Genomic DNA, 26,131 nt, shown 5'->3' on the forward strand with positions numbered 1-26,131 from the left:
GTTGAATATTTTATGAAACCAATGATAGAAGTTAAAAACATTGTAAAGAAGTACAGATTATACAATAAACCAATAGATCGTCTAAAGGAATCTTTGAGTCCCAACAAAAAAAAATATCATCAGGAATTCAATGCTTTAAATGATGTATCCTTTATTGTAAATAAAGGTGATGCAGTGGGAATACTCGGGAAGAATGGGTCGGGTAAATCTACATTACTTAAGCTTATCACTGGTGTTATATCTCCAAGTTCTGGGGAGGTTATCGTAAATGGGAAAATATCCGCTATTCTTGAATTAGGTGCTGGTTTTAATCCTGAATATACTGGTAGAGAAAATATATATTTGAATGGATTAATGATGGGTTACACTAGAGAAGAAATGGATGAGAAGATCAATTCAATTATCGATTTTGCTGATATAGGGACATTTATAGAACAGCCAGTAAAAGTGTATTCAAGTGGAATGTTTGCAAGACTAGCATTTGCTGTTTCTATTAATGTTGAACCAGATATTCTAATCGTTGACGAGGCATTGGCAGTAGGAGATATTCGATTTCAGACAAAATGTATTGAGAAAATGAAGGAATTGAAGTCAAACGGGACTACTATATTATTTGTATCCCATGCAACGGAACAAGTAAAAAGATTTTGTAACAAAGCAGTTTGGATTAAAGAAGGTAAAGTTAAGGCTGAAGGTGCATCGAGTGAGATTGTAGATTTATATGAAGATTACATGAAGCATGGCAATGATTATTTTGGAGCTGCGAATACAAACTCCGTTGCTGTTAATAGAGCTTTTGATAAAAGTGACGAGGAAACAATTATATTGCCAGAAGACCCAAATATACTTGCTTCCATCACTAACGTCAATATTACCAAAGACGAACTTAAATCCTTCGACCAATTAGAAATTGAAGTTATCTATGAAATATATGAAAATTTTATTGAAGACATTTTAATTGGAGTAGCCCTTTATACACCCAAAAGAGACTATATTTTTGGTCCTAATACTCACTTGGAAAAAATAGAGATCCCAAAAAGTTTTGGGAGACACAGTATAAAATATATAGTTCCGAAGCTTCCATTGATGGGAGGTACTTATTGTATTGATGTTGGAATATTTAGCAATGAAGGTTTAATCTGTTTAAATTATAAGGAGAATGCCAATCAATTTGTAGTTACAAATGATTATTTTTCGGAGGGTCTTGTTTATTTGAATCATAGATGGGAAGTGGTTAAATGATCAATATTTCTTTTGATCAGTATCAACGATACAAGAATGTTGCGAATCTAATAAATCGTCTTCGTACGAAAAATGAGGTATTTAGAATCCTTGAGGTCGGGGCTAATGAGCACCAGAACCTAGAATTATTTTTGCCAGATGACATGATTTTTTATCTGGACATACAAATTCCCGATCAGCTTTTAAATAACCCACGATACATTTTGGGCGATGCCACAGAAATGTCCTTTTCAAATGATTCGTTTGATATTGTAGTAGCCTTAGATGTATTCGAACATATCCCTCCCCAGAAAAGAGGGGATTTTATTAATGAATTATATAGAGTTAGCTCTCAGTTCTTTGTGCTCACTGCACCGTTTTATTCAACAGAGATAATTGAAGCTGAAAAGAGAGTAAATAAAATATATAACCTATTCTTTAAAACTGATTTTATTTGGTTAGAAGAACATTCAACTAACGGTTTACCGAAACACGAAGAGTTGGAGAGTCAATTGAAAAACAACCATTATCCGTATTGCGTTTTTAATCATGGGAATATAGATATATGGGAAAAATTAATGGGAGTTCATTTTATTGCTGCTTCCAATCCTGAGTTATTAATGTATCGTCAAGAAATTGACGATTATTATAATAGATATTTATTTGATTATGACTTTACTGATAGCTCCTATCGGAAAATATTTGTTGTGGGTAAGGAAAGAAGTATTGAGGCTGTTCAAATGAAACCTCACTGCGACATTCCTCAAGATAGAATAAATAAAATCAATGAATTAGTAATTAATTTTTATAGACTTGCGGCCCTTATGAGTTCAAAGCTGAATGTTCCAATGGAACAATTAATTAATAAAGAGGATGAGACTGATTATATTCAAGTTTTCATTGATGAGGGGCATGGCTACAATGAGCAAAACAGTCATACTATAAAACATATTCACGGACATACGGTGAGACACTTTTCTAAGGAAGTTAACTATCACAATTCTATTGCCTCGATTAGAATTGATCCCTCTAATTATATGGGCATTTTTAAAATATATAACATAAGACTGTTTGATAATATTGGAGAAGCATTTTCAAGATATACGATATCAGGAAACTATAGTTTTAATCATAAAAATAATTATCTTTTTGAAGAGGACGATCCACAGATAATTATTAAGTTTGATTCTAATGTTAATCTGAATCGTATAGAATTCGATGTTTTAAGGTTCTTTGATGATTATCGAGTTATTATTCCTGAGATTAAGAATGAAATTCTTGCATTAAATGACATCTGCGAAAACAGATTAACTGAAATTAACAATTTGAATAGTGTAGTGTCTGAGATAACCAATAAACAAAATGAAACTTTAGAATTACTTGAACTAAAAGAGGAAGAATTAAAAAGAATGCAACTGGAGTATGAGACACTTCAATTGCAAATGAGGACTATAGAGTCTAATAATGAAAATGAGATGAGGATTGTTAGAGAGCAGTTAGAACTAAAAAGTAATGAGTTAAATCGAATTTATAGCTCTAGGGTTTGGAAGTTGATTAAAGGGACTATTAAGACTTAAGAGGAGTGTAGGTTTTGAAATTGGGGAGATTTAAAGATAAATTAACTTCTGTGATAACTGGAATATTTAGAATTAAAACGAAAATAAGACTAAAACCTATCTCAGATTTAAGAAAGTCAGGGGGGGAATGGATTTCAGATGGCAATGATCCTGCTTTTTTAATCGAAGGTAATTTTTTTGGTGGATGGAATAAAATTTCATATTTCTCCCAGTCTGAAGAATACATCCCATTGAAGTTATACTGGGATATTGGAGAAGGATTTTCTGAAAAAGATAGTAAAGTCATATGTGCTATATTGCCTGGAAGCCTGAAATATGAACAATTTATATACATCCCCGTAGGAACGATCAATCTTCGGTTGGATCCTGGGGAAAGAGAGCTAACTTTCGGTTTGGAGAATCTGTATTTCAGAAAAACGACAAGGTTAGATGTATTGTTAGCATCATTCAGTAGAATTCTCAAGGAAAGAGGAGGTGGTTTAGTAACTTTTAAAAATATAATAAATAAAACTTATAGAACTTACAAAACTCAAGGGCTAAAGGCAATATGGAGAAAGGCAAAGAGTACATTGGGGATAGATTCGGAAACTAGTGCTCAGGCTTACCAGATATGGATTATACAAAATCAATTGTCAGATGAGGATAAATTAAAGATTAACAGAGAAGTCGAGCAATTTACATACAAGCCGTTAATCTCAATAATTTTGCCGGTATATAATGTTGATGAGATTTGGCTACGGAAATGTATTGATTCAGTGATTAATCAGATTTATCCTAACTGGGAACTGTGTATTGCTGATGATGCTTCACCTAAACCCCATATTAAGAAAGTACTTAGGGAGTATTCAGAACGTGATGCCCGAATAAAGGTAGTCTTCAGAGAAAAGAATGGTCACATCTCTGAATCATCAAACACTGCTCTTAGTATTGCACAGGGAGAATTCATTGGGTTACTTGATAATGATGACGAGTTAACAATTGATGCATTATATGAAAATGTCAGACTCCTTAATGAACATCCAGATGCTGATATGATTTATAGTGATGAAGACAAAATTAGTGTAGAAGGTGAGAGAAACTCGCCATTTTTTAAACCAGACTGGTCACCTGATTTATTAATGACACATATGTATGTTTGCCATTTTGGAGTGTATCGTACATCTTTGGTTAAGAAAATTGGAGGATTTAGAAATGGGTTAGAAGGTAGTCAGGATTTCGATTTAGCTTTGAGAGTAAGCGAACTAACTCACAACATCTACCATATCCCTAAAATTCTATATCACTGGAGAACTATTCCTGAATCGACCGCGTCTGGTCCAGGAGCTAAAAACTACACACATTATGCCGGACTAAAAGCAGTTAATGATGCTATACAACGAAGAGGGATTGATGGTTACATTGAGGAACTCGAGGGTTACTCGAATTTTTATAGAGTGCACTATAATAATAGGATTGATTCACTGGTTAGCATTATCATTCCTACTAGAGACGGCGTATTGCTAGATCAATGTTTGAGTTCATTAACGAAAACACTGTTGGATAAAAAATATGAGATTATTATTGTTAATAATGGAAGTTCTCTAAGAGATACATATTTACTTTTTGAAAAATGGAAGAGTATCCTTAAGGATCAATTAAAAATCATAACAGTTGATGAGCCATTTAATTACGCAAGAATAAATAATGTAGCTGTTGAAAATGCGAGTGGAGAGCTTCTCTTATTATTAAATGATGACATTGAGGTTATTAGTTCTAATTGGTTTGATGATATGGTAGGACAGGCAGTAAGAGAAGAGCTTGGGGCAGTAGGTGCCTTTCTAATATACCCTGATAAAACGATTCAACATTCTGGTTTAACTCTCGGTTTAGGTAAACAAAGAGCTGCCGGAGATGGACATCACAATCGTCCAATAACTGATCCGGGATATTTTGGGGCAATGTTATCTGTTAAGAATGTATCTGCTGTGACGGCTGCATGTTTGATGGTGAAAAAAGAGATATATCTAAAAGTAGGCGGGATGGACGAGAATTTGTCGGTGGCTTACAATGATGTGGATTTTTGTCTTAAACTAAGATCTGAAAGTTACTTAAATATATGGTTACCTTATGTTCAGATGATTCATCATGAGTCAAAAACTCGAGGAGATGATTTGTTATCTAATGAGAAATTAATTAGATTAAACAAAGAAGCATTATACCTGCAAAATAAATGGGGAAATATTCTTCTAGAAGATCCTTACTATAATCCTAATCTTTCTTTGGATACAGGGTATGCTCTAAACATAGAGGCTTCTTTAATAAAGTAGAAATAGACTTGGTATTAGGGGGAATCGGACTCTATCGTATAAGTTTTGAAGACTTAAGTTTGAGGTCAGCAGATATATTACCTTGATATTTGTATCTTGTCTCTACTCTAAGTGATTAATAGCAGAGAAAATGGCTGACATGATAAATTGGTGATCAATTCGATAATTTCCCTCGCTTCTTTAGTGAGAATTCATGTTTGAAATTACTTGAAAAATAACAATGAGATATTGAAGTCAAGGCGGGGTATTTTAATGAAGAAGAATTTTGCTCTCTGGATTATATTAACCATTATGTTGATAAAAGGGTTGGTTTGGACATTCATTATTCCCCCCTTACAAAACCCTGATGAGCCTGTTCATTTTGCATATGTCCAATTTATGGGTGAAGAAAACAGGGTACCTATCCAAACATCCGAACAATCTTTTTCTCATGAGCTAAACTTATTTACAATGGCTGTTAAACTTAATGAAGTTGCCTTCAATCCAGAGTCAAAATATACCACTAATCAACCTATTTATGACATGCTCTCAAAGCCTGAAAACAATAACCCGTTACAACGTGTTTCTGATGGAAGTAATCTTGCCGCAGGGTATCCGCCAGGTTATTACTTTTTCGCATCCTTATTTTACAAATTGGGATATGAATCCACAATAATTTTCCGGTTTTATGCTGTTAGGATTTTTTCAGTATTGTTAAGTCTGGTCGCTGTTACATTGGCGTATTTCGCTGGCAAAAAAATAGAGCCGAATTCAAATTTTTTAGCTTCAGTTTTAGCAATTACAACGGGCATGCATCCGATGTTTTCAATGATTGGTTCAGCGGTAAACAATGATATCATGATGGATGTTGTTTCTATAGCGCTTTTGCTTTGGCTTTTTACTATAGCAACAGAATCTGTTAGTGAAAAAACACTTATCATCGGTGGTTTACTTTGTGGATTTGGTTTGATTATTAAAGCTCATATGGTATATGTTTGTGGATTTATTTTATTCTCAGCTCTCTTAATTTTTATAAAAAAATACGGAATGAAATCTACACTGCGTTCTGCTGTGATGGTTTCTGTGCCGCTGCTTATTTTATACCTTCCCTGGGCCTTCTTTAGTTTAAGACACTATGGTTCTTTCACTGGTGGCGTATCAATGCAACCACAAGGTGATGCGTCACTTGGTTTGAAATGGTATTTTCAAAATGCCTTTTTAAATGAAGCAGGCAGGAATAGATTCTTCGATCTATGGATACGGACATATTGGGCTAAATTTGGGTGGTTAGATACCCGATTCAATTCGATCTTGGTTTATAAATTGATTGCTCTAATTGTGATCACGGGATTAACTGGGGCAGTGTATGGCATAATTCGCAGAAGAGAAAATTATAAAATAGTTTTGTTCTGTTTGCTTTTTTCTTTAGGGAATGTATTCTTTTTATATCTAGTAGAGATTATTTATTTCAGGGAATACCATAATTTCATGCTGCAAGGACGATATTTGTTCACTTCTCTTGTTCCAATTAATTTAGTATTGATTTATGGATTCAAATACATTTTCCGGAAATATACAAACTACGTTTATTATTCAGCTGCATTTTTAATGATTTTATTTAATTTAATATCAATTAGCCTTATATACAGTCGGTATTATTAGAAGTAATAATGTCACTTATTCTCAACAATTTTTTCGCTTACTCGTCTGGATTTCAAGAATATTTAGCTAGGATTACAAAATTAGTGGACTATTTATTATAAAATGAAATGGAGGGATAACAAAAAAATGAGGATATTGGTAATAATACCAGCTTTTAATGAGGGAGGAAATATCGAAACAACCCTTCAAAATATAAATAGTATTTATAATACTGATCTAGATATTCTTGTAATTAATGATTGTTCTACTGATAATACCTCTCAAATATGCAGAAATTATAACGTGCATTTGATAGATCTACCATGCAATCTAGGAATTGGTGGCGCTGTACAGACAGGATATAAATTTGCTCGGAATAATAATTATGATATTGCTATTCAACTAGATGGGGATGGTCAACATAATCCAATTTATATAGAAAATCTCATTAACCCAATTCTTAGGGGTGAGGCTAGCTTAGTTATTGGTTCAAGATATATTAATAAAATGGGATTTCAATCTACAGCAATGAGAAGGTTGGGCATTCGCTATTTTTCTAAACTTCTAGAAATACTTACCGGCCAGTTAATTACTGATCCTACATCTGGATTCAGAGCATGCGATAAGCGGGTTATTCAACTGTTTTCCAATAGATATCCAGTAGATTATCCCGAACCCGAATCTATTATGTTTTTAAAGCGAAATAACTTAAAAATTATGGAGGTTCCTGTAATCATGGAGCCAAGGTTACAAGGTACTTCATCTATTACTTCATTAAAATCCATATATTACATGACCAAAGTATCACTAGCTATAGTTATAGATCGAATGAGAAAGCAAGTTTCGTAAGGAGGGGCTATGATCTCTTTTAAATTACAGGTTATCTTAATAGCTTCTTCGCTGCTCTGTGTAGTTTTACTAATAAATCTTTTAAGCAGATACAGACTGGAATTAAAATATTCTATTCTTTGGATCGCTGTTGTAGTGTTATTGTTCATACTATCCATATTCCCTAAAGTTTTCAGCTTTTTCTCGGAATCATTGGGCATAGAACTTCCTGTAAATGCATTGTTTCTGTTCTCGATTTTTGGTTTGATATGTATTTCCTTTTCTGCAACATTGGAAATCTCAAAAGCCAATAACAAAATTAAAGATCTAACTCAAGAAATTGGAATTATGAAAAGAAATGTAGAAATGTTATCTATACAATTAAAGTTGAAGAGCGAGGATAGGGATGTTAAAAAATAGCACTGCATTCAGTTATCTTTTGTTGGGATTAAATGTAATTATGTTATCAGGAGGACAAATACTCTTCAAAGTTGGTTTAGAAAGAATGGGAGGAGTAAACCTAGCTCAATCCTGGAAAGCAATTTTTAATCCGATAATATTCTCTGGTCTAATGCTTTATGTGATAGCTACTTTAATATGGTTTGTTGTGTTGTCGAGAATTCCTTTAAGCATAGCCTATCCAACACAATCCATAGCTTATATTCTTGGTATCTTTGCTGCTGTATATATGTTTAATGAACCAGTATCATTGATGAAGTGGATAGGAGCTTCACTTATACTTATTGGTGTTATTTTCATAGCCACAAATTAATTAGGAGGTATTCTAAATGAAAGGCATAATACTAGCTGGCGGTACTGGCTCACGCTTGTATCCCTTAACTAAAGTAACTAATAAACATCTCTTGCCAGTTGGAAAGTACCCAATGATATTTCATGCTGTACATAAGTTGAAACAAGCGGATGTTCAGGATATTCTAATTGTAACAGGTAAGGACCACATGGGTGATGTAGTAAACCTACTTGGAAGTGGAAGTGACATGGGAGTAACTTTTACGTATAAAGTTCAGGATGAAGCAGGTGGGATCGCTCAAGCTTTAGATCTTGCTGAAAACTTTGTTGGAATTGATCAAATGGTTGTTATTCTAGGTGATAATGTTTTTGAAGATGATCTATCGCCATTCGTTCAGAATTTTAGAAAGCAGCAACATGGAGCGAAAATTCTTATACAGGAAGTAGAAGATCCAAAACGATTTGGCGTGCCCGAACTCCAAGGGAATCGAATAATCTCAATAGAAGAAAAACCGTCTAACCCAAAATCTAATTATGCAGTAACAGGAATTTATATGTTTGATCATCATGTTTTTGGCATTGTTAAGACACTGAAGCCTTCTGCTCGTGGAGAACTCGAAATCACCGATGTTAACAATGCATACATTGCAAGAAGTGAACTCACGTATGATATTTTAAACGGATGGTGGACCGATGCGGGCACACACTCTTCTCTTGCAAGAGCAAATGAGTTGGCACATGATCTATTATTTACCGAGGAATTTGGCAAGCTTAAAGTCTAGTAGGCTGGTAGGAGGTAGAAATATGAGTGTTATTCGCTTATCCTTAAACGATGCTTTGTTGATTGAACCAAAAGTCCACGGCGATCACCGGGGTTTTTTTATGGAGAGTTACAACGATTCGCTATTTAAGCAACACGGCATTACCTACAACTTCATCCAAGACAATCAATCTTTATCTGCCGAAGCTGGTGTCTTGCGGGGACTTCACTATCAACTCAACCCTAAGGCTCAAACCAAACTCATACGTGTCTTAACAGGTGCCATCTATGATGTCATCGTAGATATTAGAAAAAGCTCTCCTACCTTTGGTAAGTGGGTTGGTGTCATTTTAAGCGAACACAACCATCGTCAGCTGCTTGTTCCTAAGGGCTTCGCACATGGTTTTTGTACGCTTGTGCCCAATACCCAGGTTCTCTATAAAGTGGACGAATATTATTCCCCCGAAAATGACCGCGGCATACTATGGAAGGATCCGGCTTTGGGGATCGATTGGCCAACATCAAATCCGATTTTATCGGATAAAGACCAGCAGCACCCGCTGCTGAAAGACGCAGAGATGAATTTTGACTAGGGGGCAGTTTGGATGAAACTACTTGTTACCGGCGGGGCCGGTTTTATAGGCAGTAACTTTATTTTATATATGATTCAGCAGTATCCCGATTACCAGATCATCAACATGGATGCTCTTACGTATGCGGGCAACCTTGAAAATTTAAAATCCGTTCAACACCATCCTAACTACTCATTCGTACAGGCAGATATCGCTGATAAACCAGCAGTAGACGCGATTTTCCAACAAGGCATTGACGTCGTAGTTAATTTCGCAGCAGAATCCCACGTGGATCGCAGCATCCTGGAACCGGAAATCTTTGTAAACACCAATGTCATGGGCACACAGGTTCTTCTGGATGCAGCCAAAAAATATGGCGTGACCAAGTTTGTTCAAGTATCCACTGACGAAGTATACGGTTCTCTCGGGGATACGGGATTATTCTCTGAAACCACACCACTTGCTCCTAACAGTCCTTACTCAGCTAGCAAAGCAGGCGGGGACCTGCTCATAAGGGCTTATCATGAGACCTTTGGTCTCCCGGTTAACATCACTCGATGCTCGAATAATTATGGACCATACCAATTCCCAGAGAAACTGATCCCTCTGATTATTTCTCGTGCCCTAAATGATGAATCTTTGCCAGTCTATGGCGATGGCCTCAACATTCGCGATTGGCTGTATGTCGAGGATCATTGCAGTGCGATCGATCTGGTTATTCATCAGGGGAAAATAGGTGAGGTTTATAATATCGGGGGAAACAACGAGCGGACCAATCTGCATATCGTCAAAACGATTCTGGAAGAGCTCGGCAAGCCGGAATCCTTGATCACTTATGTTGCTGATCGCCCAGGCCATGACCGTCGTTATGGCATTGATCCCACAAAAATCATGAATGAGCTGGGCTGGAAGCCCAAGCATAACTTCGAGACAGGCATTAAGGAAACGATTCAGTGGTATTTGAACCATAAGGATTGGTGGACACGTATCCAGTCTGGAGCTTACCGGGATTATATGACCCAGCAGTACGGGAAGCGGTTGGGTGAAGCTGAATGAAGGTACTCGTAACCGGAGCCAACGGTCAGTTGGGGCAGGATGTAACGAATGTTCTTGCTGAAGCTGGGTATCAGATTATCGGCTGTGGAAGAGCAGAACTGGATATTACGAATATGGAGCTATGCGAACAGGTTATTTCATCTCATAATCCGGATTTCATCATCCATTGTGCGGCTTATACGGCTGTAGATGCAGCCGAAACCGATACAGACGGTGCTTATCGTGTGAATACTTTAGGTACGCGAAATATCGCAGTATCCGCCGAAAAGATAGGTGCCGCCGTAGTCTATATCAGCACGGATTATGTTTTTAATGGTACTAGTGAGACGGCTTATGTTGAGTACGACGACACCGACCCGCAAACGATTTATGGTCGATCCAAGCTGGCAGGCGAGCAAATGCTCCGGGACTTCTGCTCCAAGTGGTTCATCGTAAGAACATCTTGGGTATTTGGGTTACACGGGAATAACTTTGTGAAAACGATGCTCCGGCTAGGTCAGGAAAAACCTCAGCTGAAGGTGGTTAATGACCAAAAGGGTTCTCCCACCTACACGGTAGATCTGGCACAATTTTTGTTAAACCTCATCTCCACCGAAAAATACGGCTTATACCATGCCTCCAACAGCGGCTCTTGTACATGGTATGAATTCACTCAGGCTATTTTTGAAGAAGCACGAGAACAATTGGGACTAGAGATTATGGCTGAACTGCAGCCTTGCACGACAGCAGAGTTTCCACGGCCCGCTCCGCGTCCGGCTAATTCAACAATGGATCACCTGGCTATCCGCCTAAACCAATTAGAGGATCTACCGCATTGGCGCGAAGGACTGAAGCAGTTTATGGTGGATATGAAGCAGCACCCTGAACTATACTTAAAGTAAATACAGCGATGTAAGAGACCTGATCTGTATGGATCAGGTCTTTTATTAGTCTATCTTTTAATTCACTCATAGATCTAATGCATGACGATAGTATGAAGCCAATGTTTTCCGGAGGTTCTTTCATGATGAATAAAGTGCAAGTATTGCTATCCGCCTACAATGGCGATCAGTATATTTCTGAACAAATCCAGAGCATTCTCAATCAGACACACCCCTCCATTTCGATTTTGATACGAGACGATGGATCCACGGATCTAACAGTAGACGTTCTCGAACAATTGATGAGGATACATCCGAATAACATAAAACTCATCAAAGGAACGAATGTCGGCGTTGTCTCCAGTTTCTTTGAACTGCTGCGTGCTGCAGACGCTGAAGCTGATTACTACTGTTTTTGCGACCAGGATGACGTGTGGCTTGATCATAAGGTGGAGGGAGCTATAACTCGCTTAAATTCCTCCGTACATACAGAAATACCCGCGATGGTATTTACATCGACCTACCTAACGGATAACGAATTAAATCAAAAAGGTACATGGCCCAAGCCTCCGGCACGGGAGCCATCCTTCTTTAATGCGTTATATGAGAACATCGCTATTGGCGCGACGTTAACCATGAATCGGTCAGCAAGGAACCTTTTTATGAATAGTAAATCGGTGGACAGTCATAAGGTTCTTATGCACGATTGGTGGTTTTACTTGCTTGTATCCGCATTTGGAACCGTAATCTACGATAACAAGCCATCCATGTTATACCGTCAGCACAATAATAATGTGGTAGGGGGCAGCAACTCCATCCTGGGTAAGTTGAAGAGCAAATGGACCAGTTTTAAGAGACATACAGGCAAAGACTTGCTGCATAAACAAGCGAGTGAGTTTGATAGAATCTATGGATCACGTTTAACTGGCCTAAAAAAAGAGCAGTTGGAGTTATTCCTTGCATCTCGTACAAGTTTTATAGACAGGTTGCATTATGCACGTAAGAGCAAGTTGTACAGACAATCCAAAGCAGAGAGCCTGTTATTTAAGTTTTTTATATTGATCGGTTTTATATGAGATAGATAGGATGAAACACTATATTATTGATATTCCTTCTTTCCCCACGAACTATGTTATAATGTCGATAGATTACTATATTTGTCAGGAGACGTTATGCAATGGATTTAAGCATTTTAATCGTGAACTACAACACCTGTCAGCTGACGGTGGATTGTTTGCGATCGGTATACGCATCGGAGACCGAATTTACATACGAAATCATCCTCATAGATAACAACTCGAAGGACGAGTCCGTTCAGACCATCCGAGAGTTATTCCCGCAGGTCAAGCTGATCGAGAACACGGAGAATACCGGCTTTGCCAAAGCCAACAATCAGGGGATGGAAGTGGCGGAAGGTCGCTATATGCTGCTGCTTAATTCCGACACGATTATCCAGCAGGATACGATCCAGACGATGGTAGCTTTTATGGACTATAATCCGATCATCGGTGCTTCCGGCTGCAAAATCGTCCTCCCGGACGGTTCGCTGGATAAGGCCTGTAAAAGAGGGTTTCCAACGCCTTCGGCGTCCTTTTACTATGCCTTCGGACTCAGCAAGCTGTTCCCGAACAAACCGGAGTTTAACCAGTATCAGCTGGGATATTTGAACCCGGACGTAGAGTACCCGGTGGATTGCTTGGTGGGGGCATTCATGCTGGTGCGCCGCGAGACGATCGAGCAGGTGGGCGGACTGGACGAGACGTTTTTTATGTACGGGGAAGACATTGACTGGTGCTATCGCATCAAACAGGCGGGATGGGGAATTCACTATTACCCCCGGACGACGATTATCCATCATAAAGGCGGCAGCGCTCGGCGTCGGCCGTTCAAGATCATTTATGAGTTCCATCGGGCGATGATTCTTTTTCATCGGAAGCATTACCGGCAGAAATACAACATATTCGTTAATGGAGCCGTGTATGCGGGCGTTGGTTTAAAATTGCTCCTGTCCCTGCTTACGAACCGGCTCAAACCCGTTCGTCCAGCAAACATAACGCAAGCTTCAGGTGGAGTGGAGGTAAAATCATGATCCGGCAGAATCAAGGCTTTCTGACTAAATTGTATATGATTACCGACTTTGCATTTATCCAGCTGGCGTTTCTGCTTGCATGGTGGGTGAAATTCGAAAGTGGTTGGTTTCCGTATGAAAAACCGCTGCCCATCCAATCTTACGGGATGTGGAGCTTGGTATACGGAGCGGTTGCGGTTGTCGTCGGCATCATGATTACCTTGTACTCACCGAAACGGAAAAAGCGCTTTGCCGACGAGTTCTTAAAGATCTTCCAGATGCATTTCATCGGTATGTTCATTCTCTTAAGTATTATGTTTTTTGTTAAAGAGGTAGATATCTCCCGTTGGTATCTCGCCATCTACATGATCTTTAACGTCGCTTTTATCATCTTGTACCGTTATTTCCTAAAGAAATCCCTCAAGCATTTTCGGGAAAAAGGCTACAATCGCCAATTCGTGCTCATCGTGGGTGCTGGTACGCTGGGCAAACGCTTCTTCAAAAATCTAAAGCAATACCCGGAGCTTGGTTATGAAGTCATCGGTTTCCTGGATGATTACCAGCAGTGGGATGAGATCGAAGCCAGACGCCTCAAACCCATTCTGGGTTCAGTCAGCGATCTACATAAGGTGTTAAACGAGAAACTTGTGGACGAAGTCGTGCTGGCCCTTCCGCTAAATGCACACCACTTGTATCCTGAAATCATTGCTGCTTGTGAAAAAGCTGGTGTGCGTACGCTCATCATTCCCGACTTTTTTGATTACCTCCCGGCAAGGCCGGTATTTGATAACTTTGCGGGTATGCCGATGATCAATGTACGCGATATTCCGCTGGATCTTGCGGCAAACAGACTGTTTAAGCGTGCGTTTGATATCGTATTCTCCTTAGTGGCGATTATCCTGACCCTGCCAGTAATGATCGGGATTTACCTCGGAATCCGGTTGACCTCCCGCGGCCCCGTCATCTTCAAGCAGGAGCGGGTCGGGCTTAACCGCAGGAACTTCTATATGTATAAATTCCGCTCCATGAAGCCGCTGCCGGAAGGGGCAACGGATACGGGCTGGACCGTGGAGAATGACCCCCGCCGAACCAAGTTCGGCTCGTTTCTCCGGAAGACCAGTCTGGATGAGCTGCCGCAGTTCTTCAATGTCCTGTTCGGACATATGAGCGTGGTGGGTCCTAGGCCGGAGCGTCCTTATTATGTGGAGCAGTTCAAAGAGGAGATTCCGAAGTACATGGTGAAACACCACGTACGCCCTGGCATCACAGGGTGGGCACAGAGCAACGGTTTGCGCGGTGACACCTCGATTGAGGAGCGGATCAAACACGATATTTTCTATATCGAGAATTGGTCAATCCTGTTTGATATCAAAATCATTCTGCGCACGATCCGCAACGGGTTCAAGAACGCATACTGATTGTAATCAATGAAGACGTCATTTGGCATGGGCCAAATGGCGTTTTTTTTCTTGTGTCCCACGAAGCAGATACGTAGCCAAGATAAATACATCCCAAGCACGAATCACAGGAAAAGATATCGAATACTGTCGCTTCATGTGAAAATATGACATACCAGATTACGATGGGTTCATTTTTTAAAAGCTGGAAATGCAACACACCCATCAGATAATAGTTACTCGGATATATTTACAATATATAACTTTAATACTATTATAATGAAATGTTGGCTTGCTGCGGTACCGCACTGAGAATATGTTTCTTCGTAGGGTGCCCGTGCAGCCTATGACCCAACGTCTTCCAAGCGCTGACTCCGCACCTCATGCAGCAGCCATTATTATACCGCGTGCCTGAAGAGGATTTTCTTGAGTTCGCTAAATTTTTTCGATTTGTCGTGTTTTCAATCCAGTCATTGTATTAGCAAGTGGAAGCTAAAGATCCAATACTAGGAGGGAATCCCAATGGAAAATGCGAAGGTTCAGGATTTCATCGAAAGCAACCAGCAGCAATGGGACGAGGAGTACCGATCCCGCATGTGGGATTATTTATCGGACATCACCGAATATGCCAGATACTCGGTCGTGTATGGTTATATAAGAAAGTATATTGCGGACGAGGGAATCCTGGATATGGGATGCGGGGCCGGAATATTGTACGATATGCTTCTGGAGGGCGAAAAATCTAATTACACCGGCGTGGATTTATCCGAAGAGGCTGTCAAAATCGCATCCAGCAAGACTTCGAGGCACATTTTCTATTGTGCAGACATTAATCATTATGTTCCACACAAACGCTATGATGTCATTGTATTTAACGAATCGTTGCAATACGTGCCGAACACACCAAGCAAGCTGCTTGAATATGCCCGTTATCTAACCCCGGACGGGGTCATCATATCTTCGCTTTATTCTCATAAGAACACCCAGGATCCGGATTATACGATGGTAGAACATAAAATCGAAGAGATCGAAAGCTGCGGATGGTTTGACGTCTTGGATAAAGTGAGTGTGTTTAATCACAATGCAGGATTGAAATGGTATATTCATCTTTTGAAGGCTAAGGGCTAGCGTACTATAACTACCGCATCCATAAAGAACATTCCGTCATTTGGCAGCCGCCGAATGGCGCTTTTTTTGTTTTGCCAACCATTCAAAAGGGTAGTTAACTAGCAACAACTATGCAAAAGGTGGGCATACCATGAAACGGATCATTGCTGTCCTTATTTTAATTTCCGCCATCAGTATTCTGTTGCTCACTTATCATGAGAACGAAGAAGAACCGCAGGGATTCACGGCCTATCGCTTGATTGCGCATGCCATGGGAAGTATCGGCGAGCAGCCGTATACCAATGCTTATGAAGCGATGCTTGCCAATTACGAGAAGGGCACTCGTGTCTTCGAGATTGACTTGATGCTGACTGAGGATCGTAAAGTTGTTGCGCGTCATGAGTGGACGGAGAGCATGACCCAACAGCTCGGTCAGCAGGATAAACTTCCGGATCATAAGCAAGCTGCCCGCCTAACCCATGAGGAATTTATCAATACGCCGATACTGGAGCAATATCAACCGATGGATATAGAGGCCATTATGGACATGATGCAGCACTATTCGGATATGTACATTGTGACGGATACGAAGGAGCAGGAGGATAAGGATATTGAGCACCTGCTGACAGAGATCGTGAATGCTGCCGAGCAGCGAGACCCGGAACTATTGGATCGAGTTGTCATTCAAATTTATAATGAACCGATGCTTGATATGGTCCACGAGATCTATCCGTTTGAATCCATTATCTATACGCTTTATGCCACGCAGGATTCGCCTGCCGAGATCACGGCCTTTGTTCAGGAGAACAAGATCGACGCCGTAACCATGCCAGAGTATAAAGTCAGCCCGAATTTTGTGGCAAAGCTGAAGGCAGCCGGGGCCGTAACTTATGTGCATACGATCAATGACACCAATACCGTTAACAATTATGAAAAATGGGGTGTTTATGGTGTATACTCAGATTTGCTGACCGAGCCGGAAATAGAGCAGAACAGCTTGAGATACTTGTATTAGCCAATAACCATATATCAGAATTTGAAAAAATATGTCTATAAAAGGACATATTTTTTTATTTATACCAGTAATTGGCTTGTGTTATTTACTGGAAGTGGTAATGTTATTAGAACTTAAAGACTATTATGATTTGGGTCTAATGATATAAATTGATAGATTTTTAGTCAAATAGTCTTATAGTATGAATAAATTATTAGGTGAGAGAGAGGAATTCAACTTGGGTAACAGACTAGGATTTTACCAAAAGGCTTTAAGTGCAGTATTAGGGATAACCCTCATACTGTCTCCGTTAGGTGGAGCCTACGCTGCAACAGCAAAGAATGAAACAAAAACCACTTCCAGTGCTAGTGATATTGAAGGACACTGGGCGAGCAAGACACTTCAGAAATGGAATGAACAAGGTTATCTTAATGGGGATCAAACCGGAAAGATTAATCCGGATGCTCCAATAACTAGAGCTCAACTGGCAGCGGTCGTTAATCGATCGTTTCAGTTCGAGACCAAGGCTGGCATTTCATACAGCGATGTCAAAAGTACATCATGGTACTATAATGATTTGTCCGTGGCAGCTTCGCAGGGGTATATGAAGGGTTACAGCAATGGAACCTTCAAACCAGACAACAAGGTAACACGTCAGGAACTGGCTGTCATCTTGAGTTCACTAATGGAGCTCAAGCCAAGTGATGCAGCTAATAAATTTACAGACACGGATCGTAGTCCGGCATGGAGCAAAGGAGCGATCGGAGCCGTTGCTTCTAGCGGTATCATGAATGGGAGCAATGGCAAGTTCAGACCGACAGCAAGCGCATCCCGTGCTGAAGTCGTTACTGTACTCGATCGTGCTCTTGAAGAGATTAAATCTCAGGAAGTTACGAGTTACGATACGGCAGGTACATACGGTCCTGTTACAGGAACCAAGAACGTTCCGGGATCCGTACATATTAATGCCTCGGAAATCACGCTTCAAAATATGACCATAGAAGGTAATCTTGTCATTGGCGAAGGCGTTGGTGAAGGGGACGTCACGCTTAAAGGGGTAACGGTTAAGGGAAGTACAACCATAAAAGGCGGAGGCAAAAACAGTATTCATGTGGTTGACTCCGTGCTTATTACCGTTATTGTGAACAAAAAGGACGGCAGTGTCCGTATCGTTACCGAAGGTGGCAGCTCTGTGTCACAGGTTACACTGCAATCCGGTGCGATTCTGGAAGAAACAGGTTTGACAGGTGAAGGGTTTAAAGATCTGTTATTGTCTAATCTTATTCCATCTGGCTCCAATGTGACTTTGGCAGGGCAGTTTGAAACAGTGGATGTTACAGCAGCTTCGCTGAATGTAAATCTTACTTCAGGCTCTGTATCTCAGCTAAATGTTGCGGCGAATGCTTCCGGCACGAATCTGAATGTTGGATCTTCCGCATCTGTTCTATCCCTGATTCTTAATGCAGCAGCGTCTGTGAGTGGTCAGGGAAGCATTGGCAGTGCTCAAGTTAATGCCGCTGGCGTATCCTTCACTCAGCGCCCGGGCAGTCTGGTGTTAGCCGATAACGTTACCGTAAGCGTTGGTAGCGGAGGTTCTACTTCTGGATATAACGCTGGAACCGGAGAGAGCGGGAATACAACGAATCCTAATCCTACCCAGCCGCCGGTTACGGATCGTATTCAATTGAGTAACGGACAGGCAGTACTGCAGTTTGTGAATGCAGTTCCGTCTCTGGAACTAATTGATTTTAACATCAGCGCAACGGTTGCAGGTGCTGTTTATCAGTTGGAGGACATGGCGTTTAATAACGCGACTAAGACACTGACATTTACACCGATTTCGCTGGATGAACACTATGGTGATACATTGGTTCTTAATGTTACTCCTGCAGCAGGCAGCTCCAAATTCACAACAAGTTTAACAGGCAGCATTAAACTCGAAGGCTTTGAAGGGACAATAACCGATGTTAACGAACTCCCTGTGGAAGGTATGAGAATTGATTTCCGCAGAGGATTAGGCAATACAACGGGCAGCATTGCGACGTCGACGCTTACGAATGCAGATGGACGATATACCGCTAATTTGCCAGCCGGGGTATATACTGGACAACTCACAAAAGCCGGCTTTATTACGACTTATGTAGTAGGCGTCTCACTAAGTGACAGCTTTAACCGGAATGAAGATGCGACTGCAATCAAAATCCCGGCAAACGATGAGATTCGCATCGTGTTGACATGGGGAGAGAAGCCGCGGGATGAAGACTCCCATCTGCTTGGACCAACACCTGATGGAAGATCATTCCACACTTATTTTGGTGACCGGGAATATTATTATCAAGGAGAAAAGTTCGCGGATCTGGACCATGATGATACAGACTCCTATGGCCCAGAGACAACGACAATCCGCAAGCGCGTAGACGGCAAGTATCAGTTCTATATTCACAACTACTCCAGAAACGGATATGACGGATCGGAAACGCTGCGTAATTCATCTGCTAAGGTTGAGATATACAGCGGGAATAGCGGTCAGCCTGTGAAAACATATCATATCCCGAGTGGAAGCGGAGACGAGTTATACTGGTATGTATTCGATATGGAAGTTAACGGTGCGGAACTGAATTTCACGGATCATAACAAACTTGTTGTGGATGAGCCTCAATCCGATCTTCAGCCAGCCATCGATTATAATTTTTACTCATCCATTGAAGGAAATCAGTTAGTAGATAACGCTTTACAGCTTACATTGGGTACAGGGTATTATCCAACGCAAGATAAGGTCTTCCTTCGTTTTTCTGTTGAGGGTCCGCTGAACCCGGCTCTTATTGAACTCAAGTCAAGTGAAGGAGCTTTGTTACCGTTCCAGACCAATTCATTGAATAATTCGATTGAGGCTTACCACGGTTCAAATGATAACGGATATGATGTGTCCAATCTTGAACTCCAGTATGAGCTGAAGTTCAAGCAAGCGGGAAGATATACACTTAAAACTGAGTTTATTGATGTAAGCAGTAATCAAGTTTTGGATACGACTTACGATACGCTGGACATTAAAGACGGAGAGCTTGAACTTCTCAACGAAGAGAAGGCCAAACTATCGTTAGAGTCGAGAGTTTCCTATCTTACAACGGTTGGGGAGGCTGTTTATCTTACAGATCGAAATAATCCTCTATTGGATGATACTTTAGTGATCATTGAGGATCTGGAAATGACAACTCCAGCAACCGTGATTGGCAGCGTATATCTCAAGCAAGATCAAGGTGCTATCCTTCTTGAGAATTACAATGACGGAAATCAATACGTTACTTATCAAGCAAAGGTTAAGCTGGTCCGTGGGTCGCAGCAGACAATCGCACAAACCATCTCCATTATTGTCCCAACGCTGGATATCCTGATTGAAGAGGCTGTTGAAGATGCCGATGAGCTAATTCATGATGATCCTGGCTTGACGGAGCTGATTTCTGCTCGTGATGCTGCGATGCAAGCAAGAGTTGGCAGCCAAAACGATGTTAAAATAGCGTCTCTTAAACAGCTGGCGGGACTACTAATTAACCTGCTCTAAACATGAGGCCAATATAATCTCCTCCGCCCGTCGGATTCACTCTAGTGAATTCGGACGGGCTTTTTCATTCCCTTCACAGCAGTAAGTACCGCGGCCATTAGGTCACACATCACAATTACCAAAAAAATGTTCGCATTTTATACGAACATAAATTGACTTGATTACCGTGCTAGCATAGACTTATTTTAGTATAATAGTAACCCGTGAACGTGGAGGAATGACGCTTGAAAGAGATGATACAATCCTGGAAGCATGTGTTTAAGCTGGATCCCGACAAGGAGATCAGTGACGACAGCCTTGATGTGGTATGCATGTCAGGAACCGATGCCATTATGGTTGGGGGTTCAACCGGAGTCACTTATGAAAATACCGTGGATCTTCTGTCCCGTGTAAGGCGCTATGAGCTGCCGTGCGTACAGGAAGTATCCGATCTGGAAGCCGTTGTACCCGGATTTGATCTGTACATGATCCCGATGGTTTTGAACACACAGGATCCGACCTGGATCATGGGGCGGCATCGTGAAGGAATCGAACGCTATGGTTATATGATTCCGTGGGACTTGGTTGTGACCGAAGGGTATATCGTATTAAACGAGAATGCGGCGGTGGCGAAGCTGACCGGAGCAGAGACTTCGATTGAAGCAGGCACGGCCGCCGCCTATGCGCAGATCGCGGACAAGCTGATGAATTTACCGATTGTTTACCTGGAATACAGCGGAGCCTTTGGAGATATGGAGACCGTTCGTACGGTCCGAAGATCGCTGGATAATGCCCGTTTGTTCTACGGTGGCGGAATAACCAACGCCCAGCAAGCGCTGGAAGCTGCCTCTACTTCAGATACGATCATTGTAGGCAACGTAGTGTACGATGATCTCGAGCAGGCGCTTGAGACGGTTAAGGCTGTGAAGGGCTGACCGGATCGGCTATCTTTTCTGTTTGCAATCATTTCTCTTTTATTAAATCTACAAATCTAGGAGGCAAAATAATATGCAGCCCATTGACATACACGAGGCGGTCAAGCGTCTCAACCCCGAGCAGCGGAAGGCCGTTGAAGCTACGGACGGACCTCTGCTCATTATGGCAGGAGCCGGCTCAGGCAAGACGAGGGTGCTGACGCACCGGATTGGTTACCTGATCGCCACCCGTAAAGCCGCACCATGGAGCATTCTTGCGATTACCTTTACGAATAAAGCAGCCCGTGAGATGCAGGAGCGGGTATCCAAGCTGGTCGGCCGCGAAGGCCAGGATATCTGGGTATCGACATTCCACTCGATGTGCGTGCGCATTCTGCGCAAAGACATCGAGCGGATTGGTTTTACCTCCAATTTCAGCATTCTGGATTCAACGGACCAATTGTCGGTCATTCGGAACGTGATGAAGCATCATAACATCGATCCGAAGAAATTCGAGCCGAAGGCGGTTCAAGCGGCCATGAGCGCGGCCAAGAATGAGTTGATCTCCCCGCAGCAGTATGAACAGAAAGCCGGGGACTATTTTGAATCCCTTGTAGCCAAGGTGTACACCGAATACCAGAAGCGCTTGAAGAGCAACAACTCGCTTGATTTCGACGATCTGATCATGACCACGATCCAGCTGTTTAAGGAAGTGCCGGAGGTCCTCGACTTCTACCAGCGCAAATTCCAGTACATTCATGTAGATGAATATCAGGATACCAACCGGGCGCAGTACATGCTCTGCCGCATGCTGGCGGACAGCCATCACCGCATATGCGTGGTCGGGGACAGCGATCAGTCCATCTACCGCTGGCGCGGTGCGGACATCACGAACATCCTGAATTTTGAACAGGATTATCCCGAGGCGCGGACGATTCTGCTGGAGCAGAATTACCGTTCTACAGCGAACATTTTGAACGCTGCCAACAATGTGATTGGCCTGAACACGGGCCGCAAGCCGAAGAATCTGTGGACCGAGCAAGGTGAAGGACCGAAGATCAAGGTGTTCCGGGGGGATACGGAGCATGATGAGGGATATTTTGTTACCTCGGAAATCAGCAAGAACATCAATGCAGGCAAGAACTATCAGGATCATGCGATCCTGTACCGGACCAATGCGCAGTCCCGGGTTATCGAGGAAATTCTGATCAAGTCGGACATTCCGTACCAGATCGTCGGGGGTATCAAGTTCTATGATCGCAAAGAGATCAAGGACATGCTCGCCTACCTGCGCCTGATTTCGAATCCGGATGACGATATCAGTTTGACGCGGATCATCAACGTGCCCAAACGAAGCATCGGTGACACCACCGTCGCGAAGCTGGCTGCAGCAGCCGGAGAGCGGGGCATCTCGATCTTCCGCGTGCTGGAAATCGTGGACGACCTCGGTTTTGCCGGACGGACGCGCAATGCGCTGGTGGGCTTTTACGACATGATTGCCGCCCTCAGTCGAATGGTCGAGTTTCTCTCGGTCACCGAGCTTACGGAAAAAATACTGGAGATGTCCGAATACCGGCTCGAGCTGCAAAATGAGAATACGATCGAATCCAGATCCCGCCTTGAGAACATTGACGAGTTCCTGTCGGTTACGCAAGAGTTTGAGAAGAATAATGAGGATAAGTCCCTCATCTCCTTCCTTACGGATCTTGCGCTGATCGCGGACATCGATTCGATGAACGATGACGAAGAAGACCGTGACGACGCTGTCGTGCTCATGACCATGCATAGCGCTAAAGGTCTGGAGTTCCCGGTGGTGTTCATTATCGGCATGGAAGAAGGGGTATTCCCGCATAGCCGTGCCTTCATGGATAACGAAGAGCTGGAAGAGGAGCGCCGCCTTGCTTATGTCGGCATTACGCGTGCCGAGAAGCAGCTGTTCCTGTCCTGTGCGCGTATGCGTACACTCTTTGGCCGCACGACGGCGAACCCGCCTTCACGCTTCCTGGAGGAAATCCCGGAGGAGCTGAAGGAAGACACGCAGATGGCGCATGACCGCTACCGCCGCGGTGGAAGCGGAAGTGTAGGCGGATCTTATGCAGGACGTGGCTTCGGCGGAGGCGGAGGCAGCAACTTTGGCGGTGGACGCAGCGTGGACCTCTCCCTAAGTGGATCGACGGCTTCGGCTCAAGCGGCACCGAAGAGCCGGGTGACCATGACTACCGGTGCCGCATCCCGACCAGCGTCTGCTTCGGGCAGCGGGGAATTTAAAGCTGGCGACAAAGTAGCCCATGGCAAATGGGGTACCGGCACCATTGTGGCGGTGAAGGGAAGCGGCAATGACATGGAGCTGCAGATTGCTTTTCCGGCACCGGTTGGCGTAAAACGTCTTCTTGCTGGTTTCGCGCCGATTACGAAGGTGGAATAAGGGAAGAACTAGGAGCATCAGCATGAACGAAACGCAGCCTGTTATGCCCTTATATTATTGAAGGAGGATTGCCCCTGTATGGATTTCAAGGAGAAGATGGGGAAGCTCATCACGGAGCTGAACAATTATAATTACCACTACTATACGCTGGATCAGCCGCTGGTGAGCGACAAGGAGTATGATGCCCTGTACGATCAGTTGGTAGCGTTGGAGGCAGAGACCGGAGTGAAGCTTCCGGATTCTCCGACCCAGCGGGTGGGAGGGGAGATTCTGAAGGGTTTTGCCCCGCACCGTCATTTGGCTCCGTTATGGAGTCTCGATAAGGCTCAGAACATCGAGCAGCTCCGTACCTGGCATGATCGGGTGGTCAGGCTGGTCAATGACTACAATACGAAGAATCCCGGCAATCCTCTGCCGAATCCTTGTTACGCGCTGGAGCTGAAGTTTGACGGGTTAACGCTGAACCTGACCTATCAGGACGGCAAACTGGTTCAAGCTTCGACACGGGGCAACGGTGCAGTAGGCGAAGGCATACTGCCCCAGGTGAAGACCATCAAATCGGTCCCGCTGACGATTCCTTATGATGAGGGCACGATTGAAGTGCAGGGCGAAGGTATCATGAACCTGTCGGTGCTGGAAAAATACAATCAAACCGCAGCCGAGCCGCTCAAGAATGCGCGCAATGCGGCGGCAGGGGCGCTTCGCAATCTCAGTCCGAAGGTGACGGCCGAGCGCAAGCTGAACGCTTACTTCTATAATGTAGGCTACTCGGATGGAATCACTTTTGCCGACCATAAGGAAATGATGGATTTCCTGCGTGAGAACCGCCTTAAGGTCAATGCTTACATTTTCTACTTTGAGCAGTTTGATGATGTGATGGAGCAGCTGGCCGATATCGAGAAACGCCGTTCCGAGCTGGACTATCTCATCGATGGAGCGGTTGTGAAGGTGACCGATTTCCGCATCCGCGAGGCGCTGGGATACACCGACAAGTTCCCTCGCTGGGCGGTCGCTTACAAGTTCGAAGCGGAAGAAACTACGACCGTACTGCAGTCGGTCACCTGGAACGTGGGACGAACGGGTAAAATCACGCCGCTCGCGCGCGTGGAGCCTGTTGAGCTTGCCGGTGTTACCGTGCAAAATTGCACGCTGAACAATATCGGGGATATTGAGCGCAAGAACCTCAAGTTCGCGCTGGGTTCACGTGTCTTCATCCGCCGTTCGAATGACGTCATTCCCGAAATTCTTGGAAAAGTAACGGAAGAGAACGACGGCGAAGAGATTTTGTTCCCGGTGGAGTGTCCGTCATGCGGATTCCCGTTGGAGCAGCGCGGGGCGCATCTGTTCTGCAACAACAAGACCGGCTGCAAACCGCAGATCGTGGCGAGAATTACGCACTTTGCTTCCAGGGACGCCATGGACATAGAAACGTTCAGCGACAAAACCGCCATTCAGTTGTATGAGGAGCTCGGCGTTCGGGAGCCTGCGGATCTGTATACCCTCTCTTTTGACAGCTTGGTGAAGCTGGAGCGCTTCGGCGAGAAAAAAGCACAGAACCTGCTGGACGCCATCGAGAAGAGTAAGGAGCGGGATCTTGCATCGTTCCTCTTCGCCCTGGGTATTCCGAATACCGGCAAATCCACGACCAAGATGCTGGCCGATCACTACCGTGATCTGCATCGCGTGATGGCAGCGACCGCAGAAGAGCTCGTTGAGCTTCCGGACGTAGGAGGCATCGTGGCCGATAGTATCGCCGGATACTTTGCCGACCCTTTTGCGCAGGCGAGTATCGAGAAGATGCTTTCATTGGGTGTTCAAGCACAAGCGCCGGAAGCACCGAAGCCGGTCAGCAGCGATTCCTATTTCAGCGGCAAAACCGTTGTGCTGACAGGCACGCTTCATCTGCTGACCCGTGAAGAGGCGACGGAACGCTTGGAAGCACTCGGTGCCAAAGTCACCGGCAGCGTGTCCAAGAAAACCGATCTCCTCATCGCAGGCGAAAAAGCCGGCAGCAAGCTGGCCAAAGCCCAGCAGCTCGGCATCGACATCCTGGAGGATGAAGAAGAGTTCGTGCGCTTGCTGAACGAATAACATCTTAATCTGGATATATCTTGCAGAAGCAGATAAAACCCTATATA

Annotated in this window: 20 protein-coding genes; all 20 read left to right on the forward strand. The window is 43.0% G+C overall.

Features of this window, described 5'->3' with window-relative positions:
* Positions 1-12 precede the first annotated feature (12 nt).
* The 20 genes from B9D94_RS01930 to ligA all read left to right on the forward strand — a co-directional run bounded on the left by B9D94_RS01930 (position 13) and on the right by ligA (position 26,084).
* The gene (locus tag B9D94_RS01930; protein ID WP_006212995.1) at positions 13-1,242 is read left to right on the forward strand and encodes an ABC transporter ATP-binding protein; all 1,230 of its coding nucleotides are present in this window, start codon (positions 13-15) and stop codon (positions 1,240-1,242) included.
* The gene (locus B9D94_RS01935) at positions 1,239-2,798 is read left to right on the forward strand and encodes a class I SAM-dependent methyltransferase (RefSeq protein ID WP_148246386.1); all 1,560 of its coding nucleotides are present in this window, start codon (positions 1,239-1,241) and stop codon (positions 2,796-2,798) included. Before B9D94_RS01930 ends, B9D94_RS01935 begins: the two co-directional genes overlap by 4 nt.
* Positions 2,799-2,812: 14 nt before the next feature.
* A complete protein-coding gene (locus B9D94_RS01940) occupies positions 2,813-5,104 on the forward strand; it encodes a glycosyltransferase family 2 protein (protein ID WP_006212993.1) in 2,292 nt (763 codons plus the stop codon).
* 252 nt (positions 5,105-5,356) lie between these two features.
* Positions 5,357-6,745, forward strand: a complete 1,389-nt coding sequence (locus B9D94_RS01945) for a DUF2142 domain-containing protein (RefSeq protein ID WP_006212992.1) — start codon at positions 5,357-5,359, stop codon at positions 6,743-6,745.
* A gap of 126 nt (positions 6,746-6,871) precedes the next feature.
* A complete protein-coding gene (locus tag B9D94_RS01950; RefSeq protein ID WP_006212991.1) occupies positions 6,872-7,573 on the forward strand; it encodes a glycosyltransferase family 2 protein in 702 nt (233 codons plus the stop codon).
* Positions 7,574-7,582: 9 nt separating this feature from the next.
* Positions 7,583-7,972, forward strand: coding sequence for a DUF2304 domain-containing protein (locus B9D94_RS01955; RefSeq protein ID WP_006212990.1), 390 nt, complete (start codon positions 7,583-7,585; stop codon positions 7,970-7,972).
* Complete coding sequence (locus tag B9D94_RS01960) at positions 7,959-8,324, forward strand: EamA family transporter (protein ID WP_006212989.1); 366 nt, start codon at positions 7,959-7,961, stop codon at positions 8,322-8,324. The genes B9D94_RS01955 and B9D94_RS01960 overlap by 14 nt, the downstream gene beginning before the upstream one ends.
* Positions 8,325-8,340: 16 nt before the next feature.
* On the forward strand, positions 8,341-9,084 hold the full coding sequence (locus B9D94_RS01965; protein ID WP_006212988.1) for a sugar phosphate nucleotidyltransferase: 744 nt from the start codon (positions 8,341-8,343) through the stop codon (positions 9,082-9,084).
* A 22-nt stretch (positions 9,085-9,106) separates the two neighbouring features.
* Positions 9,107-9,655 carry a dTDP-4-dehydrorhamnose 3,5-epimerase gene (gene rfbC, locus B9D94_RS01970; RefSeq protein WP_006212987.1) on the forward strand — a complete coding sequence of 183 codons (549 nt, stop codon included), beginning with the start codon at positions 9,107-9,109 and terminating at the stop codon, positions 9,653-9,655.
* A gap of 12 nt (positions 9,656-9,667) precedes the next feature.
* Positions 9,668-10,690: a dTDP-glucose 4,6-dehydratase gene (rfbB, locus tag B9D94_RS01975; RefSeq protein ID WP_006212986.1), complete on the forward strand. Its 1,023-nt coding sequence runs from the start codon at positions 9,668-9,670 to the stop codon at positions 10,688-10,690.
* Positions 10,687-11,571: a dTDP-4-dehydrorhamnose reductase gene (rfbD, locus tag B9D94_RS01980; RefSeq protein WP_006212985.1), complete on the forward strand. Its 885-nt coding sequence runs from the start codon at positions 10,687-10,689 to the stop codon at positions 11,569-11,571. The genes rfbB and rfbD overlap by 4 nt, the downstream gene beginning before the upstream one ends.
* A gap of 122 nt (positions 11,572-11,693) precedes the next feature.
* Positions 11,694-12,626: a glycosyltransferase family 2 protein gene (locus tag B9D94_RS01985; protein WP_253806099.1), complete on the forward strand. Its 933-nt coding sequence runs from the start codon at positions 11,694-11,696 to the stop codon at positions 12,624-12,626.
* Between the two features lie 101 nt (positions 12,627-12,727).
* A complete protein-coding gene (locus B9D94_RS01990; protein ID WP_006212982.1) occupies positions 12,728-13,639 on the forward strand; it encodes a glycosyltransferase family 2 protein in 912 nt (303 codons plus the stop codon).
* Positions 13,636-15,036: an undecaprenyl-phosphate glucose phosphotransferase gene (locus B9D94_RS01995; RefSeq protein ID WP_006212981.1), complete on the forward strand. Its 1,401-nt coding sequence runs from the start codon at positions 13,636-13,638 to the stop codon at positions 15,034-15,036. The genes B9D94_RS01990 and B9D94_RS01995 overlap by 4 nt, the downstream gene beginning before the upstream one ends.
* Positions 15,037-15,537: 501 nt before the next feature.
* Positions 15,538-16,143 carry a class I SAM-dependent methyltransferase gene (locus B9D94_RS02000; protein WP_148246387.1) on the forward strand — a complete coding sequence of 202 codons (606 nt, stop codon included), beginning with the start codon at positions 15,538-15,540 and terminating at the stop codon, positions 16,141-16,143.
* Positions 16,144-16,273: 130 nt separating this feature from the next.
* Positions 16,274-17,137: a phosphatidylinositol-specific phospholipase C/glycerophosphodiester phosphodiesterase family protein gene (locus B9D94_RS02005; protein WP_006212979.1), complete on the forward strand. Its 864-nt coding sequence runs from the start codon at positions 16,274-16,276 to the stop codon at positions 17,135-17,137.
* Positions 17,138-17,354: 217 nt separating this feature from the next.
* The gene (locus B9D94_RS02010; RefSeq protein ID WP_148246388.1) at positions 17,355-20,675 is read left to right on the forward strand and encodes an S-layer homology domain-containing protein; all 3,321 of its coding nucleotides are present in this window, start codon (positions 17,355-17,357) and stop codon (positions 20,673-20,675) included.
* Positions 20,676-20,899: 224 nt separating this feature from the next.
* Positions 20,900-21,589, forward strand: a complete 690-nt coding sequence (locus B9D94_RS02015) for a heptaprenylglyceryl phosphate synthase (protein WP_006212977.1) — start codon at positions 20,900-20,902, stop codon at positions 21,587-21,589.
* A gap of 73 nt (positions 21,590-21,662) precedes the next feature.
* Entirely contained in the window at positions 21,663-23,993 is a 2,331-nt protein-coding gene (gene pcrA, locus B9D94_RS02020; RefSeq protein ID WP_006212976.1) for a DNA helicase PcrA, read from the forward strand.
* A gap of 78 nt (positions 23,994-24,071) precedes the next feature.
* Positions 24,072-26,084 (forward strand): NAD-dependent DNA ligase LigA, encoded by a 2,013-nt coding sequence (gene ligA, locus B9D94_RS02025; RefSeq protein ID WP_148246389.1) that lies wholly within the window; start codon positions 24,072-24,074, stop codon positions 26,082-26,084.
* Positions 26,085-26,131: the final 47 nt, after the last annotated feature.

Source organism: Paenibacillus sp. Cedars, assembly GCF_003184205.1.
Taxonomy (GTDB): domain Bacteria; phylum Bacillota; class Bacilli; order Paenibacillales; family Paenibacillaceae; genus Paenibacillus_AQ; species Paenibacillus_AQ glucanolyticus.